The sequence below is a fragment of the Aeromicrobium sp. CnD17-E genome (assembly GCF_024124745.1).
In the GTDB taxonomy this organism is placed as follows: domain Bacteria; phylum Actinomycetota; class Actinomycetes; order Propionibacteriales; family Nocardioidaceae; genus Aeromicrobium.
In genome coordinates this window covers 1-25,653 of sequence record NZ_JAMXRU010000001.1, presented here as the reverse complement: position 1 = coordinate 25,653, position 25,653 = coordinate 1, and the positions used below count along the sequence as shown (strand labels likewise).

Below are 25,653 nucleotides of genomic sequence, written 5' to 3'. Positions count from 1 at the left end.
CATCCTTTGGCGACACCCTAGAGGTACATGCCTCCCGTGGGAGCCGATTGCGACGAATCGGTACTTTGGTCACCTTCGGTGCCGTTTGACTGCGGAAGTGCCAGCCTCATGTTCTGGAACTGAGCCTGCGCCTGCACCTGCTGCGCGTAGAGCGCGGCCTGGATGCCGTGGAACAGCCCCTCGAGCCAGCCGACCAGCTGCGCCTGGGCGATCCGCAGCTCGGCGTCGGAGGGCGCCTCGTCCTCGAACGGGAGGCTGAGCCGCTGCAGCTCGGCCACCAGCTCCGGCGCCAGGCCGTCCTCGAGCTCCTTCACCGACTGGCGGTGGATCTCGCGCAGACGGACGCGGCTGGCGTCGTCGAGCGGTGCGGCCTTCACCTCCTCCAGCAGCTGACGGATCATGCCGCCGATGCGCATGACCTTCGCCGGCTGCTCCACCAGGTCGCCCAGCGCGGTGCCACGCTGCTGCGGCTCGACGTCGCCGCCGGGCGCGGCCGAGCCGTGCACGGGGGAACCGTCGGGGCCGATCACCTGGGGCGGGATCGCGGACTCATGGGGAGCATCACTCATGACCCCACCCTAGGAGAGCACGCCGACACGCACCCCTCGGCCGCGCGTCGCTCAGAGCGTCAGCAGCACCTTGCCGGTGTGCGAGGAGTCCTCGAGCAGCTGGTGGGCGTCGCGCACCTGCTCCAACGGCAGGCGCGCATGGATGATCGGACGCACGGTGCCCTCGGCCACCAGGGGCCACACCTGCGCCACCATCGCCGACACGATCGCCGCCTTCTCCTGCGTCGGTCGTGCCCGCAGCGACGTCGCCATGACCGCCGCACGCTTCATGAGGAGCCGGTTGAGGTTCAGCTCGCCCTTGACGCCGCCCTGCAGCCCGATGACGACCAGACGTCCGGCCGTGTTCAGCGCGCGGACGTTCTGGTCGAGGTACTTCGCGCCGATGATGTCGAGGATGACGTCGGCCTTGAGCCCCGCCTCGTCGAGCGCGTCGACGAAGTCGGTCTCGCGGTAGTTGACGACCAGGTCGGCGCCGAGGTCGCGGCAGAAGGCCGCCTTCTCCTCGCTGCCGACGGTGACCACGACCCGCGCGCCGAACGCCTTGGCCAGCTGGATCGCCATCGTGCCGATGCCGCTCGCGCCACCGTGCACCAGCAGCGTCTCGCCGTGCTGCAGCTTGGCCATCATGAACACGTTCGACCAGACGGTGGCCGCCACCTCCATGAGGCCGGCCGCGTCGACGAGGTCGATGTCGCGCGGCGCCATCGCGACCTGCCCGACCGGCACCGCCACGTACTCCGCGTAGCCGCCGCCGGACAGCAGCGCCACGACGTGCTCGCCGACCGTGTACTCGCTGACGCCCTCGCCCAGCGCGACCACGTCGCCCGAGCACTCCAGGCCCAGCACGTGCGTCGCACCCTCCGGCGGGTCGTAGAACCCCTGGCGCTGCATCAGGTCGGCCCGGTTGACGCCGGCCGCGGTGACCCGCACCAGCACCTCACCGGGCCCCGGCTCAGGCGTCTCGACGTCGACGACCTGCAGGGCCTCGACCCCACCCGGCTCCGGAACCACGACAGCACGCATGCGTCCGAGGCTAGCCGCGCCACCTTGGGTACGCCTCGGCGGTCACGGGATGGACGGGTGGGGTGGTGTGTGGGGGTCTCGTCGTGCTGGTGCGCCGCCTGCGCGGGTCTTGTCGTGCTGGTGCGCTGCCTCGGCCGTCGCTGGGGGTGGTCTCCGCAAGGGCCTCGACCGGGCGGCTGGGTGCTTCGGCGGCTCGGGTTCTCGGGCTGCGGGCCGCGTGGGGCGCAAGAATCTGCGTTCGTGCGTCGGAGGGCCAAGACTTCTGCGTTTTCTGCGGGATCCCGTCATCGATGCAGAAGCGTTCGACCTTCGACGCACGAAGGAAGAATCGTGGGTGGACTTGGGGGTGGGGTGGGCAGTGCTTCTCCCTTCTCGTGGCACGGTCCACGAGAAGGGAGAACCTCTGCCACGTCTGACCCCTCGGAGGTGGATCTACCACCTGTACAGCGCTCAGAAGGTGGCAGATCCACCGCCAACGGCGATGCGGTGGCAAACCCACCGCTCGACCCTCAACACCGACCCGCAGCCCGAGACCCCGGACCGGCGCCCGCCCAGCCGCCCGGTCGAGGCCTTTCGGAGCGCAGGTCCACGACAAGCCGCACCGACGCAGCCCCACCCGAGAGAGAAGCCACGCCAGCGCAGCCCCACCCGAGCAGAGAGCTGCACCCCACTGGACAGGCGGACCCCCGCACCCCGCCCTAGCGTGGACGCGTGAGTCGACGCATCCGCCTGGTGCTGCCCCACCAGCTGTTCCTGGAGCACCTGGAGGCGCCCTCGGGCACGACGTTCGTCCTGGTCGAGCATGACCTGCTCTTCCGGCAGTACGCGTTCCACGCGCAGAAGCTGGTGCTGCACCGGGCGTCGATGGAGCGGTTCGCGCAGCGGCTCGCCGACGCCGGCCACGAGGTCGTGTGGGTGCGGACCGACGGGCGGACGACGAGCCGGGCTGCGCTGGCGCGCGAGCTCCGGGCGACGGACGAGGTGAGCGTGCACGACGTCGTCGACGACTGGCTCGAGCGCGACCTCGAGGCGTGCGCCGACGACGTGGGCGTCGAGCTGAAGTGGCTGGAGACGCCCTGCTTCCTCACGACCCGCGAGCAGGTGCGCGAGCAGCTCGGCGGCAAGCGACCGCGCATGCAGCACTTCTACGCGTGGCAGCGGCAGCGTCTCGACGTCCTCGTCGACGGCGACCAGCCCGTGGGCGGGAAGTGGTCGTTCGACGAGGACAACCGCAAGAAGCTGCCGAAGGGCGTCGACGTGCCCGACGTGACGCGACCGGAGCGTGTCGACGCGGTCGACGGCGCGATCGCCTGGGTCAAGCAGGCCTTCCCCGACGCGCCCGGCGACGTCGACGCCTTCGCGTGGCCGACCGACCACGACGAGGCCGCCGAGATGCTCGAGCAGTTCGTCGAGGAGCGGCTCGAGACCTTCGGTCCCTACGAGGACGCGATCACGACCCGGTCGGCGACCGTGTTCCACTCGGTCCTCACCCCGGCCCTCAACATCGGGCTGCTCACGCCTCAGCAGGTGCTCGACCGCGTGCTCGCGCACGCCGACGACCACGACGTGCCGCTGGCGTCGCTGGAGGGCTTCGTCCGCCAGGTGATCGGCTGGCGCGAGTACATGCGCGGCGTCTACGTCACCCACGGACGGCGGATGCGCAGTACCAACCACCTCGGCCACACCCGGTCGCTCGCGAGCGGCTGGTGGGACGCGACGACGGGCCTGGCGCCCGTTGACGTCGTGCTCGAGCGGGTCCTGGAGAGCGGCTACGCGCACCACATCGAGCGGCTCATGGTCGTCGGCAACGCGATGTGCCTGATGCGCATCGACCCCGACGACGCCTACGAGTGGTTCATGGCGCTCTTCGTCGACGCCTACGACTGGGTGATGGTGCCCAACGTGTACGCGATGAGCCAGTTCGCGGCGGGTCCGCTGGTCACCACGAAGCCGTACGTGTCCGGGTCGGCGTACCTGCGCCGCATGTCCGACCTGCCGAAGGGTGACTGGTGCGAGGCGTGGGACGGCCTCTACTGGACGTTCGTCCGCGACCACCTTGACGTCTTCGCGACCAACCCGCGCTCGCGCATGATGGCCCGCTCCTACGAGGGCATGGAGCCCGCGACGAAGGCCGCGCACACCCGGGCCGCCGCGCCGTTCCTGCGCGACTGACGCCTGGCATTGCAGGGTTGACCGGCACCCGAAGGTCGTCGGGAACCGGTCTCATCCCGCTCTCAGTCCGCCCCTGTCACACTGGACGGCATGCGTGTGGCGGCTGTGCAGGTGGCGTCGACGATCGACTCCACCGCGAACCGGGGCCTCGTCGAGGCCCGCCTGGGCGCGCTCCCCGCCGACCTCGACCTCGTCGTCCTGCCCGAGGCGACCATGCACGACTTCGGTCCCGCCGACCACGACCTCGCCGCGGTCGCCGAGCCGCTCGACGGACCCTTCGTCGCGACGCTGGCCGCGCAGGCCCGACGTCTGGGCGCGACCGTCGTGGCCGGCATGTTCGAGGAGACCGACGACCTGCCCTACAACACGCTCGTGGTGCTGGGTGCCGACGGCGGCCTGCGCGCCACGTACCGCAAGATCCACCTCTACGACTCCTTCGGCTACACGGAGTCCTCGCGGCTGCGCGGCGGCGACGTCGATCCGGTGGTCGTGGACGTGCCGGTGGCGGACGGCTCCTCGACGTCGGTCGGCCTCATGACCTGCTACGACCTGCGCTTCCCCGAGCTGGGCCGCGCCCTCGTCGACGCAGGTGCCGAGACGTTCGTGGTGCCGGCCGCCTGGGTGGCGGGCGAGCACAAGCTGCACCACTGGCGCACGCTGCTCACCGCCCGCGCGGTGGAGGACGTCGTGCCCGTGGTGGCGGCCGCGCAGGGTGGCGAGCGGTACACGGGACACTCCCTCGTCCTCGACGCGTGGGGCACTACCCTCGCCGAGGGGGATGCAGGAGAGGACGCCGTGGTGACCGCCGAGATCGACCCCGCCGACGTCGCGCGAGCCCGCGAGGTCAACCCGTCGCTCGCCAACCGACGGATGGGCCAGCGGTGAGCCGCACGCACGCCACGAGCAGCGGCGGACGCCGTCGGCTCGACACCTCGGTGCCGGTCGACTACGACGTCCCGGTCCGTCAGCCGCGGCTGGAGTCGCCGACCGCCACCCGGTACGCGTTCGCGGCCACGATCGTCGCGTGGGTCGTGGGTGTGGTGGCCGCGGGCTCGTCCCTCGTGGCGGTCGCGCACCCGCAGTGGATCGAGCGGGTGGGTGCGGCGCTGCTGCTCGTCGTGTTCAGCATCGGCCTGACGCACCGCGGTGGTGGCCACATGCGCATCTGGACGGTCGCGTCGTCGGTGCTCGCCGTGGCAGCGTTGGCGACGGGCGTGAACCTGCTCGTGGCCTCCGCGGCGGCGGTGTCGGCGATCCTGGCGAGCGTGTGGGCGGTGGTCGCGACCAGGCCCGCACGAACCGCAGTCGGTGCGGTGAAGGAGTTCGCGATCGCGCTGCTCGTGGCGTTGAGCGGCACGGTGGCGGTGGCGGCGTGGAACGCGCCGGTGGCCTACCAGCGGTTCAACCTCGTGGTGCTGGCGGCGTCGCTGACGGTGGCGATCGCGTTCGTCTGGAACCTCGGCGCCGGTCTGCACGGGCTCGGCAAGCAGAACCTGGCGATCATCTCGGGCGTCGCGATGGTGCTGGTGGTGCTGCTGGCCTACTCCAGCGTGGTGCGCACGCACGGCTCGGAGTCGTTGGTCGAGGGCATCTCGAACGCCGTCACGTGGATGCGGGAGACGGTCGGTGGCGTGCCCCGGCCGGTGGAGGTCTTCATCGGCTTCCCGGCCCTGATCGTCGGGGTGTCGTTGCGGTCGAAGCGGCGCGACGGCTGGTGGGTGCTGGTGTTCGCGGTGCTGGGCACGGGCGTGCTGACGACGTCGCTGGTGTCGCCGGGGGCCTACCCGTCGTACATCGCGTTGTCGACGGCGTACTCGGTGGTGCTGGGCGTGCTGGTGGGCCTGGTGGCGCGGTTCCTGCTGGTGCGCGAGCGCGGGTCGCGGTCGTCGCGGGTGCTGATGCCGACGCTGCGCTCGGAGCCTGGCCGGATCGCGCCGCTGAAGTAGTGCGAGAATCGGCGGTGGCGTCGCCTCGGTCCTGACCTGGCGGTTGCCGTGGAGGGGTGCCGGAGTGGCCGATCGGAACCGCCTTGAAAGCGGTCGTAGCGAGAGCTACCGCGGGTTCGAATCCCGCCCCCTCTGCCACCGGCGCGAAGCGCCCCCTCGCAGAGGGCTCCGGATTCGAGGAGGAGCCGCTGGGGGCACCTCCCGCTTGCGGGGGAGGGACGAGCGGCGACGGAGTCCCGCCCCCTCTGCCACCGGCGCGCAACGGGCCGACGCTGAGCCGTTGCCGAGTGGTCTCGATACGCGGCCACGACGCTCGTCCCTCACGCGTGGCCGCTACTCGACCGGCGAGACCTGACGCAGCGCCCCACCCTCGTTGAGTGTGACGTTTCGGGCCCCGAGCATCACGAATCGGGCCCCAAACGTCACGCTCAACGGGGTAGGGCAGACTGAAGGACCTCATGACCACCTACCGCCTCGACCGCGCCCCCGCTCTCGCCGTGGTGGGGGTCGTCGTGGTCGTCGCGGCGGTCACGGGCTTCGTCGCGTTCGTGGCGACGTCGGCGCTCGCGGGGGTGGTCACGGTGCTGCTGCTCCTCGCGGCGGTGGTGCTCGTGGCGCGTCCGCCCGTGGTGGCGAGGCTCGACGCGCACGGCATCCGCACGCGCCGGGCGCGGGAGCGCTGGGTCGACGTCGCCGACGTGTCCGTGCGCGACGGCATGCTGCTGCTCGCGCTGGGCGAGGAGGGGGCGGACCAGAAGGCGCTGCGGCTCTCGCTCGCGACGGTGGGCGCGCGGGCGCCGGAGCTCGTGCGTGAGGTGTACGACCGGCTGAACACCGCGCACGGCTACCGCCGCTTCGAGTGACACCGGTCGCCCCGTCCGTCGAACGGTAGGTTCGTCCCGTGCCCTCGACGTCGAAGCCACGCTCCCACTACGCACGCGGCCACCAGCGGCGCGCGGAGGTCGTCGCGGCCACGGTCGAGGTGATCGAGCGGCAGGGCATCGAGGGCGTCACCCACCGGTCCGTGGCTGCTGCCGCGGGGGTGCCGCTGTCGACGACGTCGTACTTCTTCGACTCCCTGGACCACCTGATCGGCGAGGCCGTCACCAAGATCGCCGAGGACGTCGTTGCCGGTGCCGACGCGCTCATCGTGCAGCTGCGGGACGCCGAGGGCGGTTCTCGACGCGAGGTCGTGGAGCGGCTCATCGAGCTGATGTCGGTGCAGCGTCCCGGTCCGCTGGTCGCCCAGTTCGAGGCCTACCTCGCCACCACGCGCCGACCGGAGCTGCGGGCGGCGGTGCAGCGCATCGTCGGCGTGTACGAGGACACCGCCGTCGCCGTGTTCGAGGCGCTGGAGGTCGACGAGCCGCGGCTGGCCGCGCGTCAGCTCGTGGCACTGCTCGACGGACTCGCCCTGCTCTCGGTCGCGGCGCCGCGGCCCGACGACACCGAGGTGCGCCGCGACGCGTTGCGGCGACTCGCGGCCGTGCATCTCGGCCCCGACTGGGAGTGAGCGGTCAGCCCAGCACGAGCAGGCTGATCGCCACGTACTGGCACGTCCAGGCGGCGATCGTGAACGCGTGGAAGACCTCGTGGAAGCCGAACCACGCCGGCGCGGGGTCGGGCCGCTTCGTCGCGTAGACCACGGCGCCGAGGGTGTAGAGCACGCCGCCGGTGGCGATGAGCACGCCCGCGGCGACGTCGACGCCGAACACGCTGCCGATGAACGGCGCGATGCTCCACCCGAGCACCACGTAGAGCAGGGTCGACAGCCACCGCGGCGCGTCGATCCACAGCAGCCGGAAGCCGACGCCGAGCGCGGCGCCCACCCACACGACGGTGAGCACGGTGGCGCGCTGCCAGTCGTCGAGGGCGGTCACCGCGATAGGGGTGTAGCTGCCGGCGATGATCAGGTAGATGTTCGCGTGGTCGGCCCGCTTCAGGCGACGTTCGACGACGGGCGACCACCGGCCGAGGTGGTAGGTGGCGCTGGTCGCGAACAGCACGAGGCCGGTGAGCCCGTACACGGCGCTCGCCCAGCCGGTGTCGGCCGCGGGGGCGAGGGCCACGAGCACGATGCCGGCTGCGAGCACGAGCGGGGTGGCCGTGGCGTGCAGCCAGCCGCGCAGCCGAGGCTTCGCCACCCGCGCGACGACCTCGGCCACTGACACCCCGCCGCCTGCGGCACGAGGAGTGCTGGACGACCGGTCAGCCACGAGGGTTCTCGGCCAGGCGTGCGGAGACGTGCCGCCGAGCGGCCTTCGACTCGGGCAGGAACGTCACGGCCGGGAACACGTGGAACCCGCCTGCGGCCTCCACCAGCGAGACGTCGACACCGGCACGACCCGCACGCTCGGCCAGGTCGCGGCAGTCCTGCAGGAACAGGTCCCGGTCACCGACGACGAGGGTGGTCGGGGGCAGCTCGTCGAGGTCCGCGAACCCGGGGCTCACGAGAGGGTCGCGCGGGTCGGTGCCGCCGGCCCAGAGCCGCCCGGCGTGCTGCAGGCCAGGCACGGCGAGGGACGGGTCGCGCGGCTCCACCTGGCCGACCCCGGGGTTGGACATCGTCACGTCGAGCCAGGGCGCGACGAGCACGAGGTGGTCGGGGACGGTCCTGCCCTGGTCGCGCAGGGCGAGCGCGGTGGCGAGCGCGAGGCCACCGCCGGCGGAGTCGCCCGCCCACACGACCCGTGGCCCGTACCTGGCGCGCACCGCGGCGTCGACGTCGAGCATCAGCGGTACGACGGTGGCGGCGGTGCCTGCCGGCGCGAGCGGGTACAGCGGCGCGACGACGCGCGCGTCGTTCTCGGTCGCCAGCGCGGCGATGAGGTCCCAGTGCTGCACGACTGGCGGGTTCACGTACGCGCCGCCGTGCACGTAGACGATGGTGCGGCGGGGGTCGGGACGTCGGGAGTCGACCACCTCCAGGCACCGCACGTCGGCGAGGGTCGTCTCGCGGAACCCGTACCGAGCCGAGTGGCGCCGGCGTGGCGCCGGCACGCCACGCGCGACGTTGCGCCGACGGTCGTGCTCCGTCTGCTCGGCCGACCCCAGCACGCGCTTGGTGCCGCGCGCGGCCAGGACCTGGCAGACGAGGCGCATCCGCCATGACGGGGAGGAGCGCAGGAGGATGGTGTCCATGGACTCATCCTAGCGAACATCGGACACTTGTCCGATGTTCGCTAGGATCGACTCATGGACGAGTCCTCCCTGCACGAGCGGCTGCTGGAGTCCGCCGTCGCCACCGTCGCCGAGCTGGGTTGGCGCGACGCCGCCGTGGAGCCGCTGTGCGCTCGCGCCGGGACCACGCCGGCGGCCTTCTACGCCGAGTTCGCCACGCTCGACCACCTCTTCGTCGCCCTCTACCGCCGCGAGGCCCTCGACCGGGTCGCGGCGATCGACCGCAGCCTGCGACGGCTCGTGTCGCGGCGTCGGCGGCAGGCCGGTGCTGGTGCGCCGGTGGAGCCCGCCTCCGCGGTGGCCGCCGTGGCCGACGCGGTGGGCGCGGAGCTCTCGGACCGTCGCTGGTGGCTCGTCAGCACCGAGTACATGCTCCGCGCCGTGCGCCACCCCGACGTCGGGGGTGAGTACCTGCGGGTGCGACGCGAGGTCCACGAGCAGGTCGTGGACGTCGTGGGACGGTCCGTGGCCGACCTCGGCCTCGTGCTGCAGGTCGAGGTCGACCGGCTCGTCGAGCTCGGCATCGTGCTGCACCGCGGCGTCGTCGGGCAGAGCCTGCTCGACCCTGGGGCGACGTCGGCGACCGACCTCGACCGGCTCGTCTGGGAGGCGCTGGTGCTCCCGGCGGCTGCCGCCGACGGGCCTCGGCCGACGTGGGCTCAGCGGGTGGGCGTGGAGGTGGCGAACGCGTCGACGAACGCGAGGTCGTAGGAGCCGGCGTCGGTGCCGAGACCCTGTGCCACCTGCGCCGCGACGGCGCAGCCCAGTCGAGCCGACTCCTCCGCGGAGCGACCCGCGGCGCGCCCGAGGACGAAACCGGCGGAGAACGCGTCGCCGCAGCCCGTGGTGTCGACGACGTCGATCGCGAACGCCGGCACCTCGACCACCTCGTCGGCCGTCACCACCACGGCCCCGCGTTCGCCGGCTGTCGCCGCGACGCAGCCGACACCCTTCTGCAGAAGGGCGCGTGCACCCTCGACCAGGTCGGTGGTACCGGTGAAGCCGAGCACCTGCTCGTCGTTCGGGAGCAGCACGTCGCAGTGCGGGAGCGCGTCCTGGATCCACTCGAGCATGCCGGGGTCGCCGGGTGCGAGCACGTCGATCGACGTCGTGATGCCCGCGGCGCGGGCGGCGGCCAGCAGCTCGCCGGCGGCGGGACCGCCGACGAACTCGGGTCCGCCCAGGTGGAGGTGGTCGACGCCCGCGAGGTCGGCGACGTCGGGCAGGGTGAACCCGCCGTTCGCGCCGATGACGTGCCACGCCGGTCGGTCGCCGTTCGGTCGCACGGGGATGACGGAGGCCGACGTCTGCTCCGTGGGGTGGGTCGCGAGGCCGGCGACGTCGACGCCCTCGTCCTCCAGCAGCGCGCGCAGGGTGCGGCCCGCCGCGTCGTCGCCGACCGCGCCGTAGGACCGCACGTGCGCGCCGAGGCGGCTCAGCACCAGGGCGGCGCCGCCGGCGGTGCCGGCGGCCGACAGCCGGATCGACTCCACGAGCTGGCCCTCGGAGCCCTCCGGCACGGACTCGATGCCGACGGCGTGGGCGTCGAGCACGTGCACGCCTACGGCGGCGACGGTGACGGTCCCGGGGGTGGCGGGCGCGGGTCTGGAGGACGCGGGGGTGGACGAGGTGCTCATGGGTTCTCCTGGACGGCTCCGTAGTGGCGCTCCAGCGCCTGGGTGATGACCGCGAGCTGCTGCTCCTCGGTCAGGGGCACGGGCTCGGACACCTGGCTCACGCGCAGCAGCAGCTCGGCGAGCCACTCGACGAGCAGGGCGTGGTCGACGGCCGACCGCAGGTCCTGCCCGAGGGCGACGGCGCCGTGGTGCGCCATGAGTGCCGCCTGGCGTCCGTCGAGCGCGGCGAGCACGTGCTCGGCGAGCTCGGGCGTGCCGAACGTGGCGTACGGGGCGACGCGGATCTCGCCGCCGAGCAGGATCTGCTGGTAGTGCAGCACCGGCATCGACCCGAAGCGCGCGGGGGCGCACGCCACGGCGGTGGCGGCGGGGGAGTGCGTGTGGACGCAGGCCCGGGCGAACGTGCGGCGGTACACGTCGAGGTGCAGCGTCAGCTCCGACGTCGGCTTCAGCCGCCCCGACACGACCGTGCCCGCCAGGTCGGTCTCGACGACGTCGTCGGCGGTGCAGCGCCCCAGCACCACGCCGGTGGCGGTCACGAGCACACGGTCGTCGCCGAGGCGGGTCGACACGTTGCCGGCGGTGCCGACGAGCAGGCCGGCGTCGGCCAGCTCGCGGGCGGCGGCGGCGAGCGCCTCGCGGGGGTCGTCGGTCTCAGGGTTGGTCATCGGGCCTCCCGCGGCAGGGGTCGCTCCGAGCGCAGCAGGGTGTCGAGGTTCTGCATCGACCGCTGGAACTCCTGCGGCAACGACCGGCCGAGGACGGCCGCCAGCACGCGACCGAGCGGTCCGAGCGCGAGGCCGAAGGTGACCTCGTACGTCATCAGGGTGCCCCGCCCGTCCGACGTCGGCGTGAAGGTGAAGACGTTCCGGAAGTCCCGCAAGGGGGCCAGGCCCTCCCCTGCGTCGACCCGCCGCACGGGCGGCTCGACCTCGAGCACGGTCCACGTCGTCGTGGCGATGAGCGGTCCGAGGGTGCTGTTGCGCTCGCCGTACGTGTCGCCGACGGTGGCGCTGCCGTGGTGGCGGGTCACCTCCAGGCAGCCGTCGACCCACTCGGCGTAGCGGGACGTGTCGTCGACGACGGCCCAGACGTCCTCGACGGGGGCGTCGATGCGGCGCTCGGCGCGCACGCGGTGCTGGCTCATGCGGTCTCCTCGTGGCGGGTGGTGCGGGTGATGAGGTCGGCGACGTCCTCGCCGGTACGGACGGCGCCGTCCATGTAGCCGTTCCAGTGGTTCGCGTGCTCGGCCCCCGCCCAGTGGACGCGGCCGTGGGGCACGTCGCGCCACGGTCCGAGCTCGGTGAGCACGCCGGGCGCGAGCACGGCGGTCGGCCCGCCGCGGGTCCACGGCTCCGTGGTCCAGTCCTGCTCCCAGTAGTCGGTCGGCTCGAGCGCGCGCGGCCCGACGACGCGGGCGAAGCTGCGCAGCACCGCCCCTCGCCGTTGCGCGGCCGGCCGGTCGGCCCACGTCTTCCAGGCGTGCGCGCCGAGGAATCCCATGAGCACCCCCGGGGCGCCGGACGGCGGGGTGTTGTCGAACATCGAGCACACCGGCTCCGCGTCGCCACGGAACAGCCCCTGTCCGGACAGCCCGTCCGCACGCCAGAACGGCTCGTCGTACACGGCCTCGCACTTCATGAGCGTCCCGAACGTCATGCGGCGGAACAGCTCGGCCTGCGGGGCGGGGAGCGCGGGCTCGAGGTCGATGCCGGCCACGAGGTGCGGCGGCACCGCGACCACGACGTGCTGCGCGTCGACGTCGAGGTGGTCGGTCGACACCCGCCCGCCCGACGCGTCCTGCGCGATCCGGCGCACCGGGGCGTCGAGCACCACCGCGTCGCCGAGGTCGGCGGCCAGCAGGGCGGAGAGGCGGTGGGAGCCGCCGACGAACCGCGACTCCTGTGCCCCGCCGTCGACGCCGATCATGCGGTCGAGGGTGCCGCGGTGCGTCTCGTCGCCCGCGCCGGCCACGTACCAGAGGGTGAACAGCGCCGACGCCTCCGCGGCCGTCGTGCCGTACGCGGAGCCAAGGAGGATCTCGAGGACCTCCACGGCGCCGCCGCCCAGCGACAACGAACGCGCCCACGACTCGGTGGTCATCGAGTCGAGGCGTCGGGCGTCGGGGGAGCGCCACGGTGCGTCGACGTCGATGCGCCGCACCGCACGGTCGAGCCGGGCCATGAGGAGACCGAGGTCGGGGAGGGTGGTCCAGGCCGGGGGGATGTCGCCGCTGAACCGGCGCACCGCCTTCCCGTGCACGTACACGGTGTCGCCGACGTCGTGGGCGCGGAACGTGTCGACGCCCAGCTCGGCTGCCAGCGCGAGCACGCGGTCCTGAGTCGGCCCGACGAACTGCCCGCCGGACTCGACCACCTGCCCGTCGCCGAGGTCGTGGTTGAGGGTGCGCCCACCCACGCGGTCACGGGCCTCGAGCACCAGCACCGAGCGGCCACGCTCCTGCAGACGTCGGGCCGCGGTGAGGCCGGCGAGCCCGGCCCCGACCACGACGACGTCGACCCTGCGGCGCTCCCGCGAGGTCATCGGACCGCCTCCTCCGCGGCCAGCGGCACGAGCCGCTCGCGCAGCTGGCCGGCGGCCTCGTCGAGCACACGGCGGGCGACGGTGCCGACGCCGGTGGCGTTCACGAGCCCGTGGACGATGCCCTCCTGGCGGATGAACGTGGTGGGCACGCCGGCCTCGAGCAGTCGGGTGGCGTAGGCCTCGCCCTCGTCGCGCAGCACGTCGAACCCGGCGACCACGACGTGCGCGGGCGGCAGTCCCTCGAGGTCGGCGGCGAGCAGCGGGGAGACGCGCGGGTCGTGGGCCTGGGCCGGGTCGGTCAGGTAGTGCGCCTTGTACCAGTCCATCTGGGCGTCGCTGAGGAAGAAGCCGTCGCTGAACAGCTCGTACGAGCGGTGCTTGGTGGTCAGGTCGGTCACCGGCATGAACATCAGCTGGAAGGCGGGTACCGGGACGGACGGGTCCGTGCGGGCCTCCAGCGTGCTGACGAGGGAGACGACGGCGGTCAGGTTGCCGCCCGCGCTCTCGCCGCCGACGGCCACGGCCGACGGGTCGATGCCGAGGTCCGTGGCGTGAGCGACGACGTGGCGGAACGCGGCGACTGCGTCGTCGACGCCGGCCGGGAAGGGGTGCTCGGGGGCGAGGCGGTAGTCGACGGAGACCACGGTGACGCCGGCGGTGTCGGCGAGGTAGCGGCAGACGGAGTCGGCGGAGCCCAGGTTCCCGAGGACCCACCCGCCGCCGTGGAAGTAGACGAGGCCGGCGGACAGCGCGGGCAGCCCGGCGGGACGGTAGATCCGAGCGGGCAGGTCACCGCCGGGTCCGGGGAGGATGAGATCGCGTACGTCGTGCACGGGGTGCTCGTAGCCGAACACCCATGCCTCGCCGTCGATCTGGCGGCGGCCCTCGTCGACGGGCAGTGTCTCGAACGTCTCGCCGACCGCGAGGTTCAGCAGCCGCACCCCCACCTGGGCCTCGACGTCGAGCGTCTGCCCGTCGATCGAGATCGGCTTTCCGGCGATGGCGCGCTTGAGCGGCTGCGGCAGGCGACCGAGCGTGCGCACCACGCGGCGCGCGACCCGGTCGGACAGGGGTCGCTGGGTGGGGTGGTTCTCGGACATACGGGCTCCCTCGCTGGCGTGTGAGCCAGGGTACACCCAACATCGGACATCTGTCCGATGTTTGGCGTCGACGTCTCGGTGGAGGTGCGAAGTGGCGACGAAGACTTCACAGTGAAGTGACATCTCTGTCGAAGGAGCCACCATGTCCACCATCCGACCCACCGTGCTCGTCACCGGCACGAGCATCGCCGGACCCGCCTTGGCGTGGGGCCTGTCGCGCGCCGGCTTCGACGTCACCGTGCTCGAACGCTCGCCCGAGCCGCGCACGACCGGCCAGAACATCGACGTCCGCGGCCTCGGCCGACAGGTCCTGCGTCGGATGGGGGTGGAGGAGGAGGTGCTGGCGCACCTGACCGGGGAGGACGGCACCCGATTCATCGGCCCGGACGGGACCCCGGTCTCCGTCCTGCCGAAGCAGGAGGGCGCCGACGTCGACGGACCCACCGCCGAGATCGAGATCCTCCGCGGACGCCTGTCGCAGATCGTGCTCGGCACCGTGCCGTCCGACGTCGAGCAGCGGTGGGGCACCTACGTGACGGCTGTGGAACAGGATGCCGACGGCGTCGACGTCGAGCTCGCCGACGGCACGCGCGAGCGGTACGACCTGCTCCTCGTCGCCGAGGGGCGTGGGTCGCGCACCCGCCGGCTCGTCATGGGCGACCGCACCGAGGTCCGCGACGCCGGCGTCTCGATGGCGTACGGCACGATCGACCGTCGCCCCGACGACACCGACTTCTGGGACTGGTACACCGCCCCGCGCGGCCGGTCGGTCACCCTGCGGCCCGACGACGTCGGCACGATCCGCGCCACGCTCACCTTCGCGTGCGAGCCGTTCGGGTTCGAGCGGCTCGACACCGACGCCCAGCTCACGGTGCTGCGTGAGCGCTTCGCGGACGCCGGCTGGCAGACCGAGCGGGTCCTCGACGGGTTCGAGCAGCACCCGGAGGAGCTGTACGCCCAGCGGTTCGCGCAGATCGTGCTCCCGACGTGGAGCGAGGGTCGGGTCGCGTTCCTCGGCGACGCCGCGTGGGGGTCGGGTCCGACCGGCATGGGCACGACGCTCGCGCTCGTCGGGGCGTACGTCCTCGCCGGTGAGCTGGAGCGCACGCTGCACGAGGAGCGCACCCACGCCGACGCCTTCGCGACGTACGAGTCGACGCTGCGCGCCTACGTCGACCGGCACCAGTCGCTGCCGCCCGGCGGTGCCCGGGTGATGCACCCGTCGTCGCGCTTCGGGGTGCGGGTGATCAACACGATGTTCCGGCTGGCGGGGACGAAGCCGCTGAGCTCCCTGCTCGATCGCGTGTTCCTGCCCGACCGCAAGGGTGAGCCGATCCTCCCGGACTACGCGTTCTCCCGGCGCGAGGGGCGTCCGGCGGCGTAGAGTCCTGCTCCGACCAGGAGGTGCCGGATGACCGAGTCGGCGGCGAGGATGCTCGAGGCGCTGCGTGGCTACGTGGTCGCGTACCAGGAGTCGGTCCAGGACCTTGCGCGCTGGATGGGCCTGCCGCTGTCCGACGGCGCCGCGTTCGGCGAGGTCCTGTGGGCGGAGGCGACGGGGCGGCCGATGTCGCCGGCCCGCCTGTCGGAGCGGGTCGGGCTGACGTCGGGCGCCACGAACGCCCTGGTCAACCGGCTCGAGCGCGACGGGATGGTGGCTCGCAGCCGCGAGAGCGACGACCGTCGGGTGGTCACGCTGCGCCCGACGCCGGCCGCACGACGTCGGGCGGAGGAGTTCACGACGCAGGCGGGTCTGGCGCTGCAGGCGCTGCTCGCCGAGCACGACGACAGCGTCCTCGACGCCGTCCGCGCCACCCTCGACCGCTTCGCCGCCGTGCTCCCGCGTCATCCCTGACTCACCGCTGCAGGTGGCCGCAAGTCAGGCGTCCACACCGGCGCCGAGCCGACAGCGGATCGCGGCCGTCCGACCGTCGACGACGCCGTGCGGACGACCGACTCCGCGCGGACGACACGGCGTCTGGTCCCTCGCCCCGGCTAGCGTGCCGGGATGGGGTCGACGGCATGGCGGAGGTTCGTGCAGGCGGGTGTGCTCCCCGCCGTCGCGACCACCGTCCTGCTCGCCCTCGCGCTCGGCGTCGAGAACGTCGGGGCGGCCGCGACGATCGGGGTGCTGACCGGCCTGGTCGGGTGGGCGGTGGCCTCGTCGCAGCACGCCGAGTCGCTCGGGCGGCCGATGCCGGTGCTGGCCGTCGCCCTCGGCGCGGCGGCGGTCCCGGTCGTGTGCTTCGTCGCGAGCATCTGGGTGGGCGGGGCGGCCTCGGAGGCTGCGGCCGGCTGGATGATGCGGGGCGTCCAGGTCGGAGCCGGGTGCCTCGTCGTCGGAGTGGTCCTCGGTGTCCTCGCTGCGCGCGCTCGCGAGGTGAGCGTGGGTCTGTGCCTCGTCGGCGCCCTCGTGCCGGCACTGGTCGCCGTCCCGATGGGGATCGTCGCCCTGCGTACCGACGAGCGGGTCGAGGCGGCCGTGGACGACTTCCCGGCGCGCGGCCCGAGCCGCCCGGCGGACGGAGACGAAGCGGTCGATCTCTCCGAGAACGAGATGGTCGAGGTGGTCCGCGCGTGGCCTGGTGCTGATCTGACCTGCGCCGACCTCGCGCGGAGGTTCGAGGACTGGACGGGACGTGCCGTGGCGTCCGTTCCTGGCGACCGCACGTGCAGGCTCGAGCACACTTCGGCATGGCTCGGCCGGCGCGCCGCGCTCCGACCCGACGGGACCCTGCTCGTCGCCGCCTGGTCGCCGACGGCGTCGTGGGTCGCGCAGTAGTCAGCGACCCGTAGCTCCGTCAGGGCTCACGAGCCGAGGCGCAGTGCACCGTCCGGGCGCTAGCGTGCCTCATGGCATCGGCCGGGTGGTGGAGGTTCGTCGGGAGCTTCGTGGCGCCCGCGGTCGGCATCCCCGTGGTCGCGACGCTGGGCTCCGGCATCGAGGTGCTGGAGTCGGCGCTGTGGTCGGGCATCGCCGTCGGGCTGCTGGCCTGGAGTCTCGTCGAGGTGCTGGTGGCGCTGTTCGGCCGCGCCCCGCAGGCAGGCCGGCGGAGGGTGCCCCGCGCGGCCCTCGCCGTCCTGGCCACGCCGGTACCGGTGGTGTGCGGGGCCGCGGGCTTCTGGATCGCGCTCGGGACGTCGGACGCCGCAGGGACGGTCATGTGGTGGGCTGGCTGGATCGGTCTCGCGTGTGCGGCGCTGGCCGTGGTCACGGCGTTGCTCCTCCCGCGCCGGCGTGGACTCGCCACCGCGCTCTGCGCCGCCGCCGTGCTCGTGCCGGTCGTCGTCGGCGGAGCGATGGCGTTCTACGCCGCCCGGGTGGACGCGCGCCTCGCGTCGGCAGCTGCCGACTTCCCGTCCGGGGGCGAGAGCCGACCGGCGCAGCCCGACGAGCCTGCCGCGGACTCGTCACCCGACGAGCCGCCCGAGGCGCTGCGGGTGTGGGACGACTCCGAGGTCACCTGCCCCGAGCTCGCCGACCGGTTCGAGCGCTGGTCGGGTCGGCCGGCTGTCGAGAGCCCAGTGCTCGAGGGAGAGTCGTGCGCCGTCGAGGCTGAAACGTCGTGGACGGGCTGGCGGGCCGCCGTCCGCGCCGACGGCCGGTTCGTGTCAGTGGTCTGGTCGCCGACGGCGGACCTCTTCGTCTTCTAGCCGTTACCGCCAATCAAGACCCAGGACCAGTCCGGGGCGCAACGCTGCGGGTCCGATGGCGGGCGCTCGACGACGTACACCTATGACGGGCTGGATCGTCAGCGCTCGATGGCGGTGACGGGCGACAGTGTCGCGGCGGCGAACGTGACGCCCCGCAACGTCTATGACGGCATGACGACGACCATGGTGGGTCAGACCGATGCGGTCAACGGCGCGAACTCGGCGCCGGACATCGTCTACCAGCTGGGTGCCGATGGTCAGGCGATGGCCTACGAGCAGTCCGGTGCGGGTGCGGGGAAGGCGTTCCTGGACACCGATGGTCGGGGCAACGTGACGACCGTCGTCGGGACCGATGATGCGGTGCAATGTGCTGCGCCGTTGGATCCGTTCGGCAACCCGGTGAACCCGGCGACCACGGGCGGCAACGACGTCTGCCGCTCGGGGACGGCGATGAGCGCCACGGCGAACAGCCTCTGGTACCGCGGGCAGGCGCGTGACGGGTCGACGGGCTCCTACCAGCTGGGCACGCGCACGTACGACCCGTCGGATGCGGCGTTCACGACGCCGGACACGTATCGGGTGGCTGCGCCTCCGACGGACCTGTCGGTGACGACGGATCCGTTGACGGCGAACACGTACACGTACGTGAACGGCAATCCGGTGAACATGATGGATCCCGATGGTCACCGGGTGACGTGCACGGAGGGCCGAGTCCGTGCCGCGTGACGGAGAACGGGAAGACTCGTGAGACGGGCAAGACGGTTCGTCCGGACGGGTCGATCTACACGGCGGCTGAGCTGCAGCGTCGGGGTGAGGCGGAGCTGGCGGCGTCGATGTCGCGTCGCGAGGCGTTGGCGAAGAAGGCTGCTGCGGAGTTCGACTGGAAGGGCGCGTTGGTCGATCTGGGGGTGGAGGCCTCGGGTCTGGGTGACATCAAGCGGTGCGTGATGGACCGCGATGTCGGCGCGTGCGCGTGGGCGGTCGCGGGGACGGCTGGGGCGGCGATCTTCAAGGCCGGCAAGACGATCAAGAAGGTCAAGAACCTGATCGACAACGTCCGTTCGTTCAACGACGTGCTGACGGAGCGGGCTGCGTCGGCGGCGTTGAGCAAGCTCGATGGGCAGATCTCGAAGCAGGCTGCGGAGCTGAAGTCGCTGGCGGCGAAGGTCAAGCGTTCACCGAGCAGTAGTGCTGGTGGTGCGCGCAAGGCGAGTGCGAAGACGGAGGCTCCGAGGCGCGGCGGAGGGGGCAGCAGCAAGAGCTCGGGCCCACGTGAGCATGCGTGTTCGTTGAACTCGTTCGCTGGTCGCACGTTGGTGTTGATGGGGGACAAGTCCAAGAAGCCCATCGAGAAGGTCAGGGTCGGCGAGAAGGTCTGGGCCACTGATCCCAAGACGGGCGAGAAGGGTCCGCGGACCGTAACGCACGTGTGGAAGCACCGTGATGCGCTGGTGGATCTGAAGGTCGACGGCGAGACGATCACCACGACCGAGGACCACCCGTTCTGGTCCGAGAGCGAGGGCCGGTTCAAGGACGCCGAAGAGCTCCGACGCGGTGAGCTGCTCCTGCGCTGGGACAGAGGTACGAGTCGCTCTAGTCGGCTCGACCAGTCCAGTTGGCGAGGCGGAACGGCCTACAACCTGACAGTGTCAGGCCTTCACACCTATCACGTCGGTGCCTCAGGCTCTCTTGTTCACAACTGCGGAACCGTGGAATCGGTTGCGGACTTTGGATCGAAGGCCGAAGCCTTCAAGCACTACGCGAAGCATTCAAAGGGAGTAGTACTCGACAAAGGCGACGCGGCTGTGAAACGAGGTGGCGCCGACATGCCAGAGTTTGCCTCGTTGGCCGAATACCGAGTTGCAGCGAGGGACTTCATGGGCGGAGCAGCCGGGGACGGTGTTTTGGAGAAGATGAGAGGAACGGACCTGCTCAGGGTCGACCCAAGCACTGGACACTTCGGGGTGCGGACATCGGATGGAAGGATTCGAACGTTCTTCCGACCTGACGGCGATCCCGTCGAGTACTTTTGGAGGCAGTGATGACGCTTCGTGACATGTTCATCGCGAAGGTCCTGCCGAGCGGAGTGCGATCAGATCGCGGACCGAGCGAGTACTGCGAGGACTGGGAGGGATTTACTGCTGATGTCCTGAGCGGCTACTCGGGGAGTCTCTATGAGTACGAGAACGAGCTATCAGTGCGCGACGTTCTTGAGAAAGTCATGGGAGATCCGGAACTAAGCACCTTCCCGGACTGGCTCGCCTACGAAGCCTCAATCGAGAGGACCGATACGAGGTTACGACGACTGTTGCAGAACGGAGTCGAGGTGCGGCCTGGCCGCCCATGGTGGTGGTCTCACCTCCCGCCCCACGGAGGCGGGGAGTTCGCAGAGGACATTCGCCGCATCTACGCGATCGACATCGACGTAGGGGGCGTCTGAGCGAGCGTGGTCCGTCACGGTCCGATACGCCCTGCCTCTGAGGCTCGCACGTGTGAGGCTCGAGCACAGGGCGTTGGCCGCGCCTCGTCTCCCACCGGATGTGAGGGAGAACTCTGTGAGTTCTAGCCTTTTGGGCGCACGCTGTTCTGGATGATGTTGCGGTGGCGATCAACGTTGAGCTGTGGCGAGATGATGCGATCGTCGACGGTCTTCAGGTGTGGTGGGAGCTGTTCGAGATGTATGTCCTTGCGGACGACCATCAAGCTGGTTCCCCGCTCGTTCGTAGGATCGACCCGTATGGTTGCGCGACGTTTGCGCGGGGAGAACTCCCGGCACTCGAGATGGAGCTGCAGCGCCTCTCGACCGAGATCGCAGACAACCGAAGGGACGCCCTGATGCGAATCCGAGAGTTGTGCAGGATCGGGGTCGAACTGTCGGGTCAGGTCGAGCTGCGGTTTCTCGGTGACTGAGGTCGGGGCTTCTGATGTCGCAGAGGGCGTCGTCAGACCTTGTCCAGGGTTCCGTGGCATCGGGGCGCGATCGGTGAGGATGGATCAGAAATGACTCGATCGGTCCGCCGGTGCGAGACGGGCAGGTGCGTCGTGGTGCAAGCCGTCCTGCGGACGGCCTTCTTCCTCGCCCTCGCGTGGCTCATCCTGTTCATGCGAGCAGGGGAGCCGGAGAGCAACCGCCGATTCCTCGTGGGTCTCGCGTGTGTTCCCCTAGCTCTCTGTGCGCTGATGCTGTTCTCATCGGTCCGCGACTACCAGTGGATTCGGAGGGGTAGACCAGGCTGAGGTCGGCGGGGCTGGGGGAGGTGGCGGGAACCGTCGCTCGTCCCTCGCCGCTCCTCCCAAATCCCGACGCCTTCGTTAAACGATCGAGGACCCCCAGCAAAGAGCGCTGGGAGTCCTCGATCGTTTGGCGGAGATGGCGGGAACCGTCGCTCGTTCCTCGCTCCTCCCAAATCCCGACGTCCTTCATCGAATGCCGAAGGCCCCCAGCAAAGAGCGCTGGGGGCCTTCGGCATTCGGCGGAGATGGCGGGATTTGAACCCGCGAGAGGTTTAACCCTCAACCCGCTTAGCAGGCGGGCGCACTAGGCCACTATGCGACATCTCCACGTCGCCGCCGGGCGGCAACCGGTACAGGATAGCGAGGCCCCGCCGCGCAGGACGAATCGGGCCGACCCTCAGGCTCTCGCCGGCACGCGACGACGCAGGGCGACGGTCGCCGCGACCGCGCCCAGCAGCGCCCCCGACGTGTTCGCGACGACGTCCGACACCGTCGCGAACCGCTCCGGACGCAGCAGCGCCTGACCCACCTCGATGCCCGACGACAGCACGAAGCCCGCCGCCGTCACCTGCCACCACGACAGCCGCGTCAACGCGACCGCCAGCCAGCCGAGCGGCACGAACAGCACGACGTTCGCTGCCGTCTGCACCACGTCGTAACCCGTCGGGCGCGGCATCCCGAACGACGACTCCAGCCACCGCACCGGCCAGGAGTTCAGCACGTCCACCCCCTGGTCGACCGGGGTCGGCCAGAACGCGATCGCTGCCAGCACCGCCAGGTACGCGAGCGCCAGCACGACGTGGGTGGGGGAGCGGCGCATCCCCCGAGCCTAGGGCGCGCCCCCACCCGGCCACCGCCGTTCGTGACCCAACACACCGCACCTCTGCCACCATGAGCGACATGCGCGTCGAGCACCTCAGGGCAGCCGTCATGAACCCCCTCACCCTCCCCGGGCTCCCCGCACACGTGTTCCTGCTGCACACCGACGACGGGCTCGTCCTCGTCGACACCGGCTTCGGCACCGCCGACGTCACCGACCCCGCGCGCCGGTTCGGGCCCATCCGCCACCTGCTGCGACCCGACGGCGACCCCGACCGCACCGTCCTGCACCAGCTGCGCGCCCGCGGCTTCGACGCGTCCGACGTCGCCCACGTCGTGCTCACCCACCTCGACCTCGACCACGCGGGCGGACTGTCCGACTTCCCCGACGCCGCCGTGCACACCACCGCCGACGAGCACGCCGCCGCCGTCACCGACCCCGACCTGCTCGACCGCACCCGCTACCGGCCGCAGCAGCTCGAGCACGGCCCCCGCTTCGTGCTGCACGAGGGCCGCGGCGACGAGTGGCGCTACGGCCTCACCGGCCACGAGGTGCTGCCCGGCGTCGTGCTCGTGCCCATGCCCGGCCACTCCCGCGGGCACGCGGCCGTCGCCGTCGAGACCCCCGACGGGGTCGTCGTGCACGCGGGCGACGCCGTCTTCGACGCCAGCCACGTCAGCGACCACAGCCCCCACGGCCAGCGGCTCGCGCCCGTGCGCACCCTCCGCGCCTTCGAGCAGACCGTCGGCCGCGACCGCGCCCGCATCCGCGCCAACCACCGCGAGCTGCGACGCCTCGCCTCCCTGCCCGACGTGCTCGTCGTCCCCGCGCACGACCGACGCATCACCGACGAGCTCGTCGACGGCCCCGCCCAGTGAGCGAGCCGTACCGGCACGTCGTGCTCTTCCGGCTGCACGACGGCACCGACGACGCCACCCGCGACGCGGCCGTCGCGGCGCTCGCGAGCCTGCACGACCTGCCGGGCGTCCTCGAGTGGACCGTGCGCGTCTCCGACGACACCCGCAAGGGCGTCGTGGTCGTCGAGAACGCGCTCTTCGAGAGCGAGGCGGCGTTCCGGGCGTTCCAGGCACACCCGCGGCACGCCGAGGCCGGAGCGCTGCTGCGCGAGACCGCCGACTGGTGGGTGGGCGACTACCCCGAACCCCAGGGTCGGGACGCCGACGACATCACGTGACCCGGTCTGCGCGAGTAGGCCCCGGTGGGCCGTCCGGCCCCTAGACTCGGCCACGTGCCGAAGCCCCTGTCCCTGATCGCGCTCGTCGCGTTCGTCCTCGTCGACGTCGTGCTCGTGGTCCTGGTCTTCCAGCACGTCCACCGCGCGCCGCCCGGCAGCGGCCTCGGCCCGGCTGCCGCCACCGAGTCGCCCACCCCGGAGCGCAAGACGAACCAGCAGGCGTTCGACTTCAAGCCCGCCCAGGCCGCCAGCATGGACCTCGCGAACGACGGCACCTGGGTGTTCGCCACCCGCGGCGCCTGCGAGGGCCGCACGAACGCCACGCTCTGGACCTCGACGAAGAACGGCGCGTCACCCACCAAGCGCGACCCCGAGCTCAAGGTCATCACCGCCGTCCAGGCCCGCTCGGGTGGCGAGGTGACCGTCGTCGGCGCCGGCGAGGACTGCCAGGCCCGCCAGCGTTCGTCCACCGACGGCGGCGCCACGTGGGTCGACGACCCGACGATCACCCGGTGGTACACGTCGCCGTCCGACCCCACCGTCGCCGTGTCGCCCTCGAAGGGTGAGTCCAAGCCCGGTTGCACCTTCTCGTCGCTGTCGCAGATCGACGACGACTTCGCGCGCGTCACGTGCATCGACGGCGACGTCGTCGGCAGCGGCGACGGTGGCGGCAAGTGGCTGCTGCTCGGTCGCCTCGACAACAGCCGCACCGCCGTGTTCACGACGTTCAACGCCGGGTACGCGCTCGCCCGCTTCGAGGGCTGCGCCGCCCAGCTGTTCAGCACGAAGGACTCGGGCCGCACGTGGGCGCCGGGCGGCTGCATCGTCGGCGACCCCGCCCGGGGCATCGCCGCCAACGACACCCTCGTCGCGGCCGTGGTCGGCGAGGACCCACAGAGCTACGTCAGCGACGACCAGGGCCAGAAGTTCACGCAGCCGTAGGGGTGGCGCGCCCGCTCCGGCGGGTGGTGAGGACGGCCGTCGCGCCGACCGACAGCACCGACACGAGCACCAGCGCACCCGCCGGGCCGAGCACCGTCCACGGGGCACGCTCGACGTAGGCGGAGCCCTCGGCGAGCACCAGACCCCACTCCGGGCGAGGGGGTCGCGCGCCGAGACCCAGGAAGCCGAGCGACGCCAGGGCGAGCACGATGCCGGGGAGCCGCAGCGCTGCGTGGCGGGTGACGGCCGGAACGACGGCGGGCAGCGTGTGCCGCACGAGCCGGCGCACGGGCCCGACCCCGAGCACCGGCAGCACGGCCACGTGCGGCTGCGACCTCGCCTCGCGCAGCAACGCCGACGTGTGCGCGGCGAGCGGCGCCCAGCTCACCGCCGTCACCGCCACCGCAGCACCCAGCTGCGACGGTCCGGCGACCGCGGCCACGACGAGGCCCGCGAGCACCGGGGGCGCCGCGTTCGCGATCTCGATCGGTCCGGTGGCGGCGTGCGAGAGACACCCGATCGCCAGCCCGATCAGCAGGCACAGGACCAGCACCACGAGCCCCGTGCCGACGGTGGTGAGCGCGCCGTGACCGACCCGGGCGAGCAGGTCGCGACCGCTGGCGTCGGCACCCAGCCAGAGCCCGGGCGACGGCGGCGCGAGGCGGGGGTGCGCCGACGTCGACGGGTCGCCGAGCAGGCCAGCGACCACGACGACGAGCAGGAGCGCGCCGGCCACGCCGGGGACGAGCAGGTCGCGACGACGCAGGACCACCACCGGCTCCGGCAGCGACAGCGCCGACAACCGGACGGCCCGACCGAGCATCAGCCGGCCGACCAGCGACGCCAGCCCGCCCGCGACGGCGGCGACGACCACGAGGAGCAGCAGACCGGCCTGCAGGGCGGGCAGGTCCTGCGCGGCGGCCGCTCCGAGCAGCGCGCGACCGATGCCGGGGATCGCGAAGATCTCCTCGACCGCCACCGCGCCGCCCGTCAGGCCGACGACCACGAGACCGAGCTGCGGCAGCACCGACGGCACCGCGCGACGCAGCACCGCCAGCGCCACCTCGCGGCGGCTGAAGCTGGCGCCACGCCACGTCGTCACCCACGGCTCCGTGAACACGGCCGTCACCGCCGTGGCCGTGAGCCGGCCGAGCAGACCGCCCGCCGGCAGGCCGAGCGCCAGGGCCGGCAGCACCGCCTGGCCCGGACCGTCCCAGCCGAACGGCGGGAACCAGCCGAGCCACACGGCACCGACGAGCAGCAGCACCGTCGCCAGCAGGAACTCCGGCAGGGCGGTCAGCAGCACCGACCCCGACCCGGACCCGAACGACGGACGCCCGCGCAGACCCGCCCGCATCGCCACGGCGACGCTCGCGGCCGCCACCACGAACGCGACCACGAGCGAGAAGCCCACGAGCGTGAGCGACACGCTCAGGTTGTCGAGCAGGCCCGGCCCGACCGGACGTCCGCTGATCCACGACGTGCCCAGGTCGCCGCGCAGCAGCCCCAACACCCACTGGCCGAGCAGGGCGAACGGTCCGGCGTCGAGGCCGAGCTCGGCGCGGACCGCGGCCAGCGCCTCGGGTGTCGCCTCGCGGTCGGCGTACCGGGCGCGCAGCACCGTGAGCGCCGGGTCG

At 72.1% G+C, this 25,653-nt stretch carries 28 protein-coding genes and 2 tRNA genes; 18 read left to right on the top strand and 12 right to left on the bottom strand.

The window, feature by feature from the left end; translation table 11 throughout:
- Positions 1-17 precede the first annotated feature (17 nt).
- Positions 18-569: a bacterial proteasome activator family protein gene (locus NH339_RS00150; RefSeq protein ID WP_253021362.1), complete on the bottom strand. Its 552-nt coding sequence runs from the start codon at positions 567-569 to the stop codon at positions 18-20.
- A gap of 51 nt (positions 570-620) precedes the next feature.
- Complete coding sequence (locus NH339_RS00145; protein ID WP_067860711.1) at positions 621-1,592, bottom strand: NAD(P)H-quinone oxidoreductase; 972 nt, start codon at positions 1,590-1,592, stop codon at positions 621-623.
- A gap of 711 nt (positions 1,593-2,303) precedes the next feature.
- Here NH339_RS00145 and NH339_RS00140 point away from each other — a divergent pair.
- The 6 genes from NH339_RS00140 to NH339_RS18705 all read left to right on the top strand — a co-directional run bounded on the left by NH339_RS00140 (position 2,304) and on the right by NH339_RS18705 (position 7,223).
- The gene (locus tag NH339_RS00140) at positions 2,304-3,764 is read left to right on the top strand and encodes a cryptochrome/photolyase family protein (protein WP_253021361.1); all 1,461 of its coding nucleotides are present in this window, start codon (positions 2,304-2,306) and stop codon (positions 3,762-3,764) included.
- 90 nt (positions 3,765-3,854) lie between these two features.
- On the top strand, positions 3,855-4,649 hold the full coding sequence (locus NH339_RS00135; protein ID WP_253021360.1) for a carbon-nitrogen hydrolase family protein: 795 nt from the start codon (positions 3,855-3,857) through the stop codon (positions 4,647-4,649).
- A complete protein-coding gene (locus tag NH339_RS00130) occupies positions 4,646-5,710 on the top strand; it encodes a hypothetical protein (RefSeq protein ID WP_253021359.1) in 1,065 nt (354 codons plus the stop codon). Before NH339_RS00135 ends, NH339_RS00130 begins: the two co-directional genes overlap by 4 nt.
- 50 nt (positions 5,711-5,760) lie before the next feature.
- Positions 5,761-5,848, top strand: a tRNA-Ser gene (locus tag NH339_RS00125).
- A gap of 320 nt (positions 5,849-6,168) precedes the next feature.
- Entirely contained in the window at positions 6,169-6,573 is a 405-nt protein-coding gene (locus NH339_RS00120; RefSeq protein ID WP_067860705.1) for a hypothetical protein, read from the top strand.
- Positions 6,574-6,611: 38 nt separating this feature from the next.
- Positions 6,612-7,223, top strand: a complete 612-nt coding sequence (locus tag NH339_RS18705) for a TetR/AcrR family transcriptional regulator (protein WP_067860703.1) — start codon at positions 6,612-6,614, stop codon at positions 7,221-7,223.
- 4 nt (positions 7,224-7,227) lie between these two features.
- On the opposite strand, the gene NH339_RS00110 is transcribed toward NH339_RS18705, so the two are convergent.
- Positions 7,228-7,881: a hemolysin III family protein gene (locus tag NH339_RS00110; protein ID WP_253021358.1), complete on the bottom strand. Its 654-nt coding sequence runs from the start codon at positions 7,879-7,881 to the stop codon at positions 7,228-7,230.
- Between the two features lie 37 nt (positions 7,882-7,918).
- Positions 7,919-8,851, bottom strand: a complete 933-nt coding sequence (locus NH339_RS00105) for an alpha/beta hydrolase (RefSeq protein ID WP_253021357.1) — start codon at positions 8,849-8,851, stop codon at positions 7,919-7,921.
- A 54-nt stretch (positions 8,852-8,905) separates the two neighbouring features.
- On the opposite strand from NH339_RS00105, the gene NH339_RS00100 reads away from it, so the two are divergent.
- Positions 8,906-9,601: a TetR/AcrR family transcriptional regulator gene (locus NH339_RS00100; RefSeq protein WP_253021356.1), complete on the top strand. Its 696-nt coding sequence runs from the start codon at positions 8,906-8,908 to the stop codon at positions 9,599-9,601.
- On the opposite strand, the gene NH339_RS00095 is transcribed toward NH339_RS00100, so the two are convergent.
- Genes NH339_RS00095 through NH339_RS00075 form a run of 5 tightly spaced genes read right to left on the bottom strand, consistent with a single transcriptional unit; the run spans position 9,550 to position 14,171 of the window.
- The gene (locus NH339_RS00095) at positions 9,550-10,527 is read right to left on the bottom strand and encodes a carbohydrate kinase family protein (RefSeq protein WP_253021355.1); all 978 of its coding nucleotides are present in this window, start codon (positions 10,525-10,527) and stop codon (positions 9,550-9,552) included. The two genes, NH339_RS00100 and NH339_RS00095, sit on opposite strands and share 52 nt — an antisense overlap.
- Complete coding sequence (locus NH339_RS00090; RefSeq protein WP_253021354.1) at positions 10,524-11,195, bottom strand: class II aldolase/adducin family protein; 672 nt, start codon at positions 11,193-11,195, stop codon at positions 10,524-10,526. The genes NH339_RS00095 and NH339_RS00090 overlap by 4 nt, the downstream gene beginning before the upstream one ends.
- Positions 11,192-11,674, bottom strand: a complete 483-nt coding sequence (locus NH339_RS00085) for an SRPBCC family protein (RefSeq protein ID WP_253021353.1) — start codon at positions 11,672-11,674, stop codon at positions 11,192-11,194. The genes NH339_RS00090 and NH339_RS00085 overlap by 4 nt, the downstream gene beginning before the upstream one ends.
- Positions 11,671-13,071 (bottom strand): FAD-dependent oxidoreductase, encoded by a 1,401-nt coding sequence (locus NH339_RS00080; RefSeq protein WP_253021352.1) that lies wholly within the window; start codon positions 13,069-13,071, stop codon positions 11,671-11,673. Before NH339_RS00080 ends, NH339_RS00085 begins: the two co-directional genes overlap by 4 nt.
- Positions 13,068-14,171, bottom strand: a complete 1,104-nt coding sequence (locus tag NH339_RS00075; protein WP_253021351.1) for an alpha/beta hydrolase — start codon at positions 14,169-14,171, stop codon at positions 13,068-13,070. Before NH339_RS00075 ends, NH339_RS00080 begins: the two co-directional genes overlap by 4 nt.
- A 142-nt stretch (positions 14,172-14,313) precedes the next feature.
- Between NH339_RS00075 and NH339_RS00070 the strand changes: the two genes are divergently transcribed.
- The 8 genes from NH339_RS00070 (at position 14,314) to NH339_RS00035 (ending at position 20,735) form a co-directional block, all read left to right on the top strand.
- Positions 14,314-15,555 (top strand): FAD-dependent monooxygenase, encoded by a 1,242-nt coding sequence (locus NH339_RS00070; RefSeq protein ID WP_253021350.1) that lies wholly within the window; start codon positions 14,314-14,316, stop codon positions 15,553-15,555.
- A gap of 27 nt (positions 15,556-15,582) precedes the next feature.
- The gene (locus NH339_RS00065; RefSeq protein WP_253021349.1) at positions 15,583-16,026 is read left to right on the top strand and encodes a MarR family winged helix-turn-helix transcriptional regulator; all 444 of its coding nucleotides are present in this window, start codon (positions 15,583-15,585) and stop codon (positions 16,024-16,026) included.
- Positions 16,027-16,179: 153 nt separating this feature from the next.
- Entirely contained in the window at positions 16,180-16,953 is a 774-nt protein-coding gene (locus tag NH339_RS00060) for a hypothetical protein (RefSeq protein WP_253021348.1), read from the top strand.
- A 71-nt stretch (positions 16,954-17,024) separates the two neighbouring features.
- A complete protein-coding gene (locus tag NH339_RS00055) occupies positions 17,025-17,825 on the top strand; it encodes a hypothetical protein (protein WP_253021347.1) in 801 nt (266 codons plus the stop codon).
- 108 nt (positions 17,826-17,933) lie between these two features.
- A complete protein-coding gene (locus NH339_RS00050; RefSeq protein ID WP_253021346.1) occupies positions 17,934-18,551 on the top strand; it encodes an RHS repeat-associated core domain-containing protein in 618 nt (205 codons plus the stop codon).
- Positions 18,548-19,867, top strand: a complete 1,320-nt coding sequence (locus tag NH339_RS18700) for a polymorphic toxin-type HINT domain-containing protein (RefSeq protein ID WP_253021345.1) — start codon at positions 18,548-18,550, stop codon at positions 19,865-19,867. Before NH339_RS00050 ends, NH339_RS18700 begins: the two co-directional genes overlap by 4 nt.
- Before the next feature lie 14 nt (positions 19,868-19,881).
- Positions 19,882-20,265 (top strand): hypothetical protein, encoded by a 384-nt coding sequence (locus NH339_RS00040; RefSeq protein ID WP_253021344.1) that lies wholly within the window; start codon positions 19,882-19,884, stop codon positions 20,263-20,265.
- A gap of 161 nt (positions 20,266-20,426) precedes the next feature.
- Positions 20,427-20,735 carry a hypothetical protein gene (locus NH339_RS00035; RefSeq protein ID WP_253021343.1) on the top strand — a complete coding sequence of 103 codons (309 nt, stop codon included), beginning with the start codon at positions 20,427-20,429 and terminating at the stop codon, positions 20,733-20,735.
- A gap of 564 nt (positions 20,736-21,299) precedes the next feature.
- Here the strand turns inward: NH339_RS00035 and NH339_RS00030 are convergent.
- Positions 21,300-21,386, bottom strand: a tRNA-Ser gene (locus NH339_RS00030).
- Between the two features lie 70 nt (positions 21,387-21,456).
- On the bottom strand, positions 21,457-21,879 hold the full coding sequence (locus tag NH339_RS00025) for a VanZ family protein (protein WP_253021342.1): 423 nt from the start codon (positions 21,877-21,879) through the stop codon (positions 21,457-21,459).
- 71 nt (positions 21,880-21,950) lie between these two features.
- Here NH339_RS00025 and NH339_RS00020 point away from each other — a divergent pair, with 71 nt between their 5' ends.
- The 3 genes from NH339_RS00020 to NH339_RS00010 are packed head-to-tail and all read left to right on the top strand — an operon-like array spanning position 21,951 to position 24,016.
- A complete protein-coding gene (locus NH339_RS00020) occupies positions 21,951-22,757 on the top strand; it encodes an MBL fold metallo-hydrolase (RefSeq protein WP_253021341.1) in 807 nt (268 codons plus the stop codon).
- Positions 22,754-23,074, top strand: coding sequence for a Dabb family protein (locus tag NH339_RS00015; RefSeq protein WP_253021340.1), 321 nt, complete (start codon positions 22,754-22,756; stop codon positions 23,072-23,074). The genes NH339_RS00020 and NH339_RS00015 overlap by 4 nt, the downstream gene beginning before the upstream one ends.
- A gap of 54 nt (positions 23,075-23,128) precedes the next feature.
- Positions 23,129-24,016 (top strand): hypothetical protein, encoded by an 888-nt coding sequence (locus NH339_RS00010; protein ID WP_253021339.1) that lies wholly within the window; start codon positions 23,129-23,131, stop codon positions 24,014-24,016.
- On the opposite strand, the gene NH339_RS00005 is transcribed toward NH339_RS00010, so the two are convergent.
- Positions 24,003-25,653, bottom strand: a 1,651-nt coding sequence (locus tag NH339_RS00005; RefSeq protein WP_253021338.1) for an ABC transporter permease subunit, incomplete at its 5' end; no start/stop codon positions are given. The genes NH339_RS00010 and NH339_RS00005 overlap by 14 nt on opposite strands.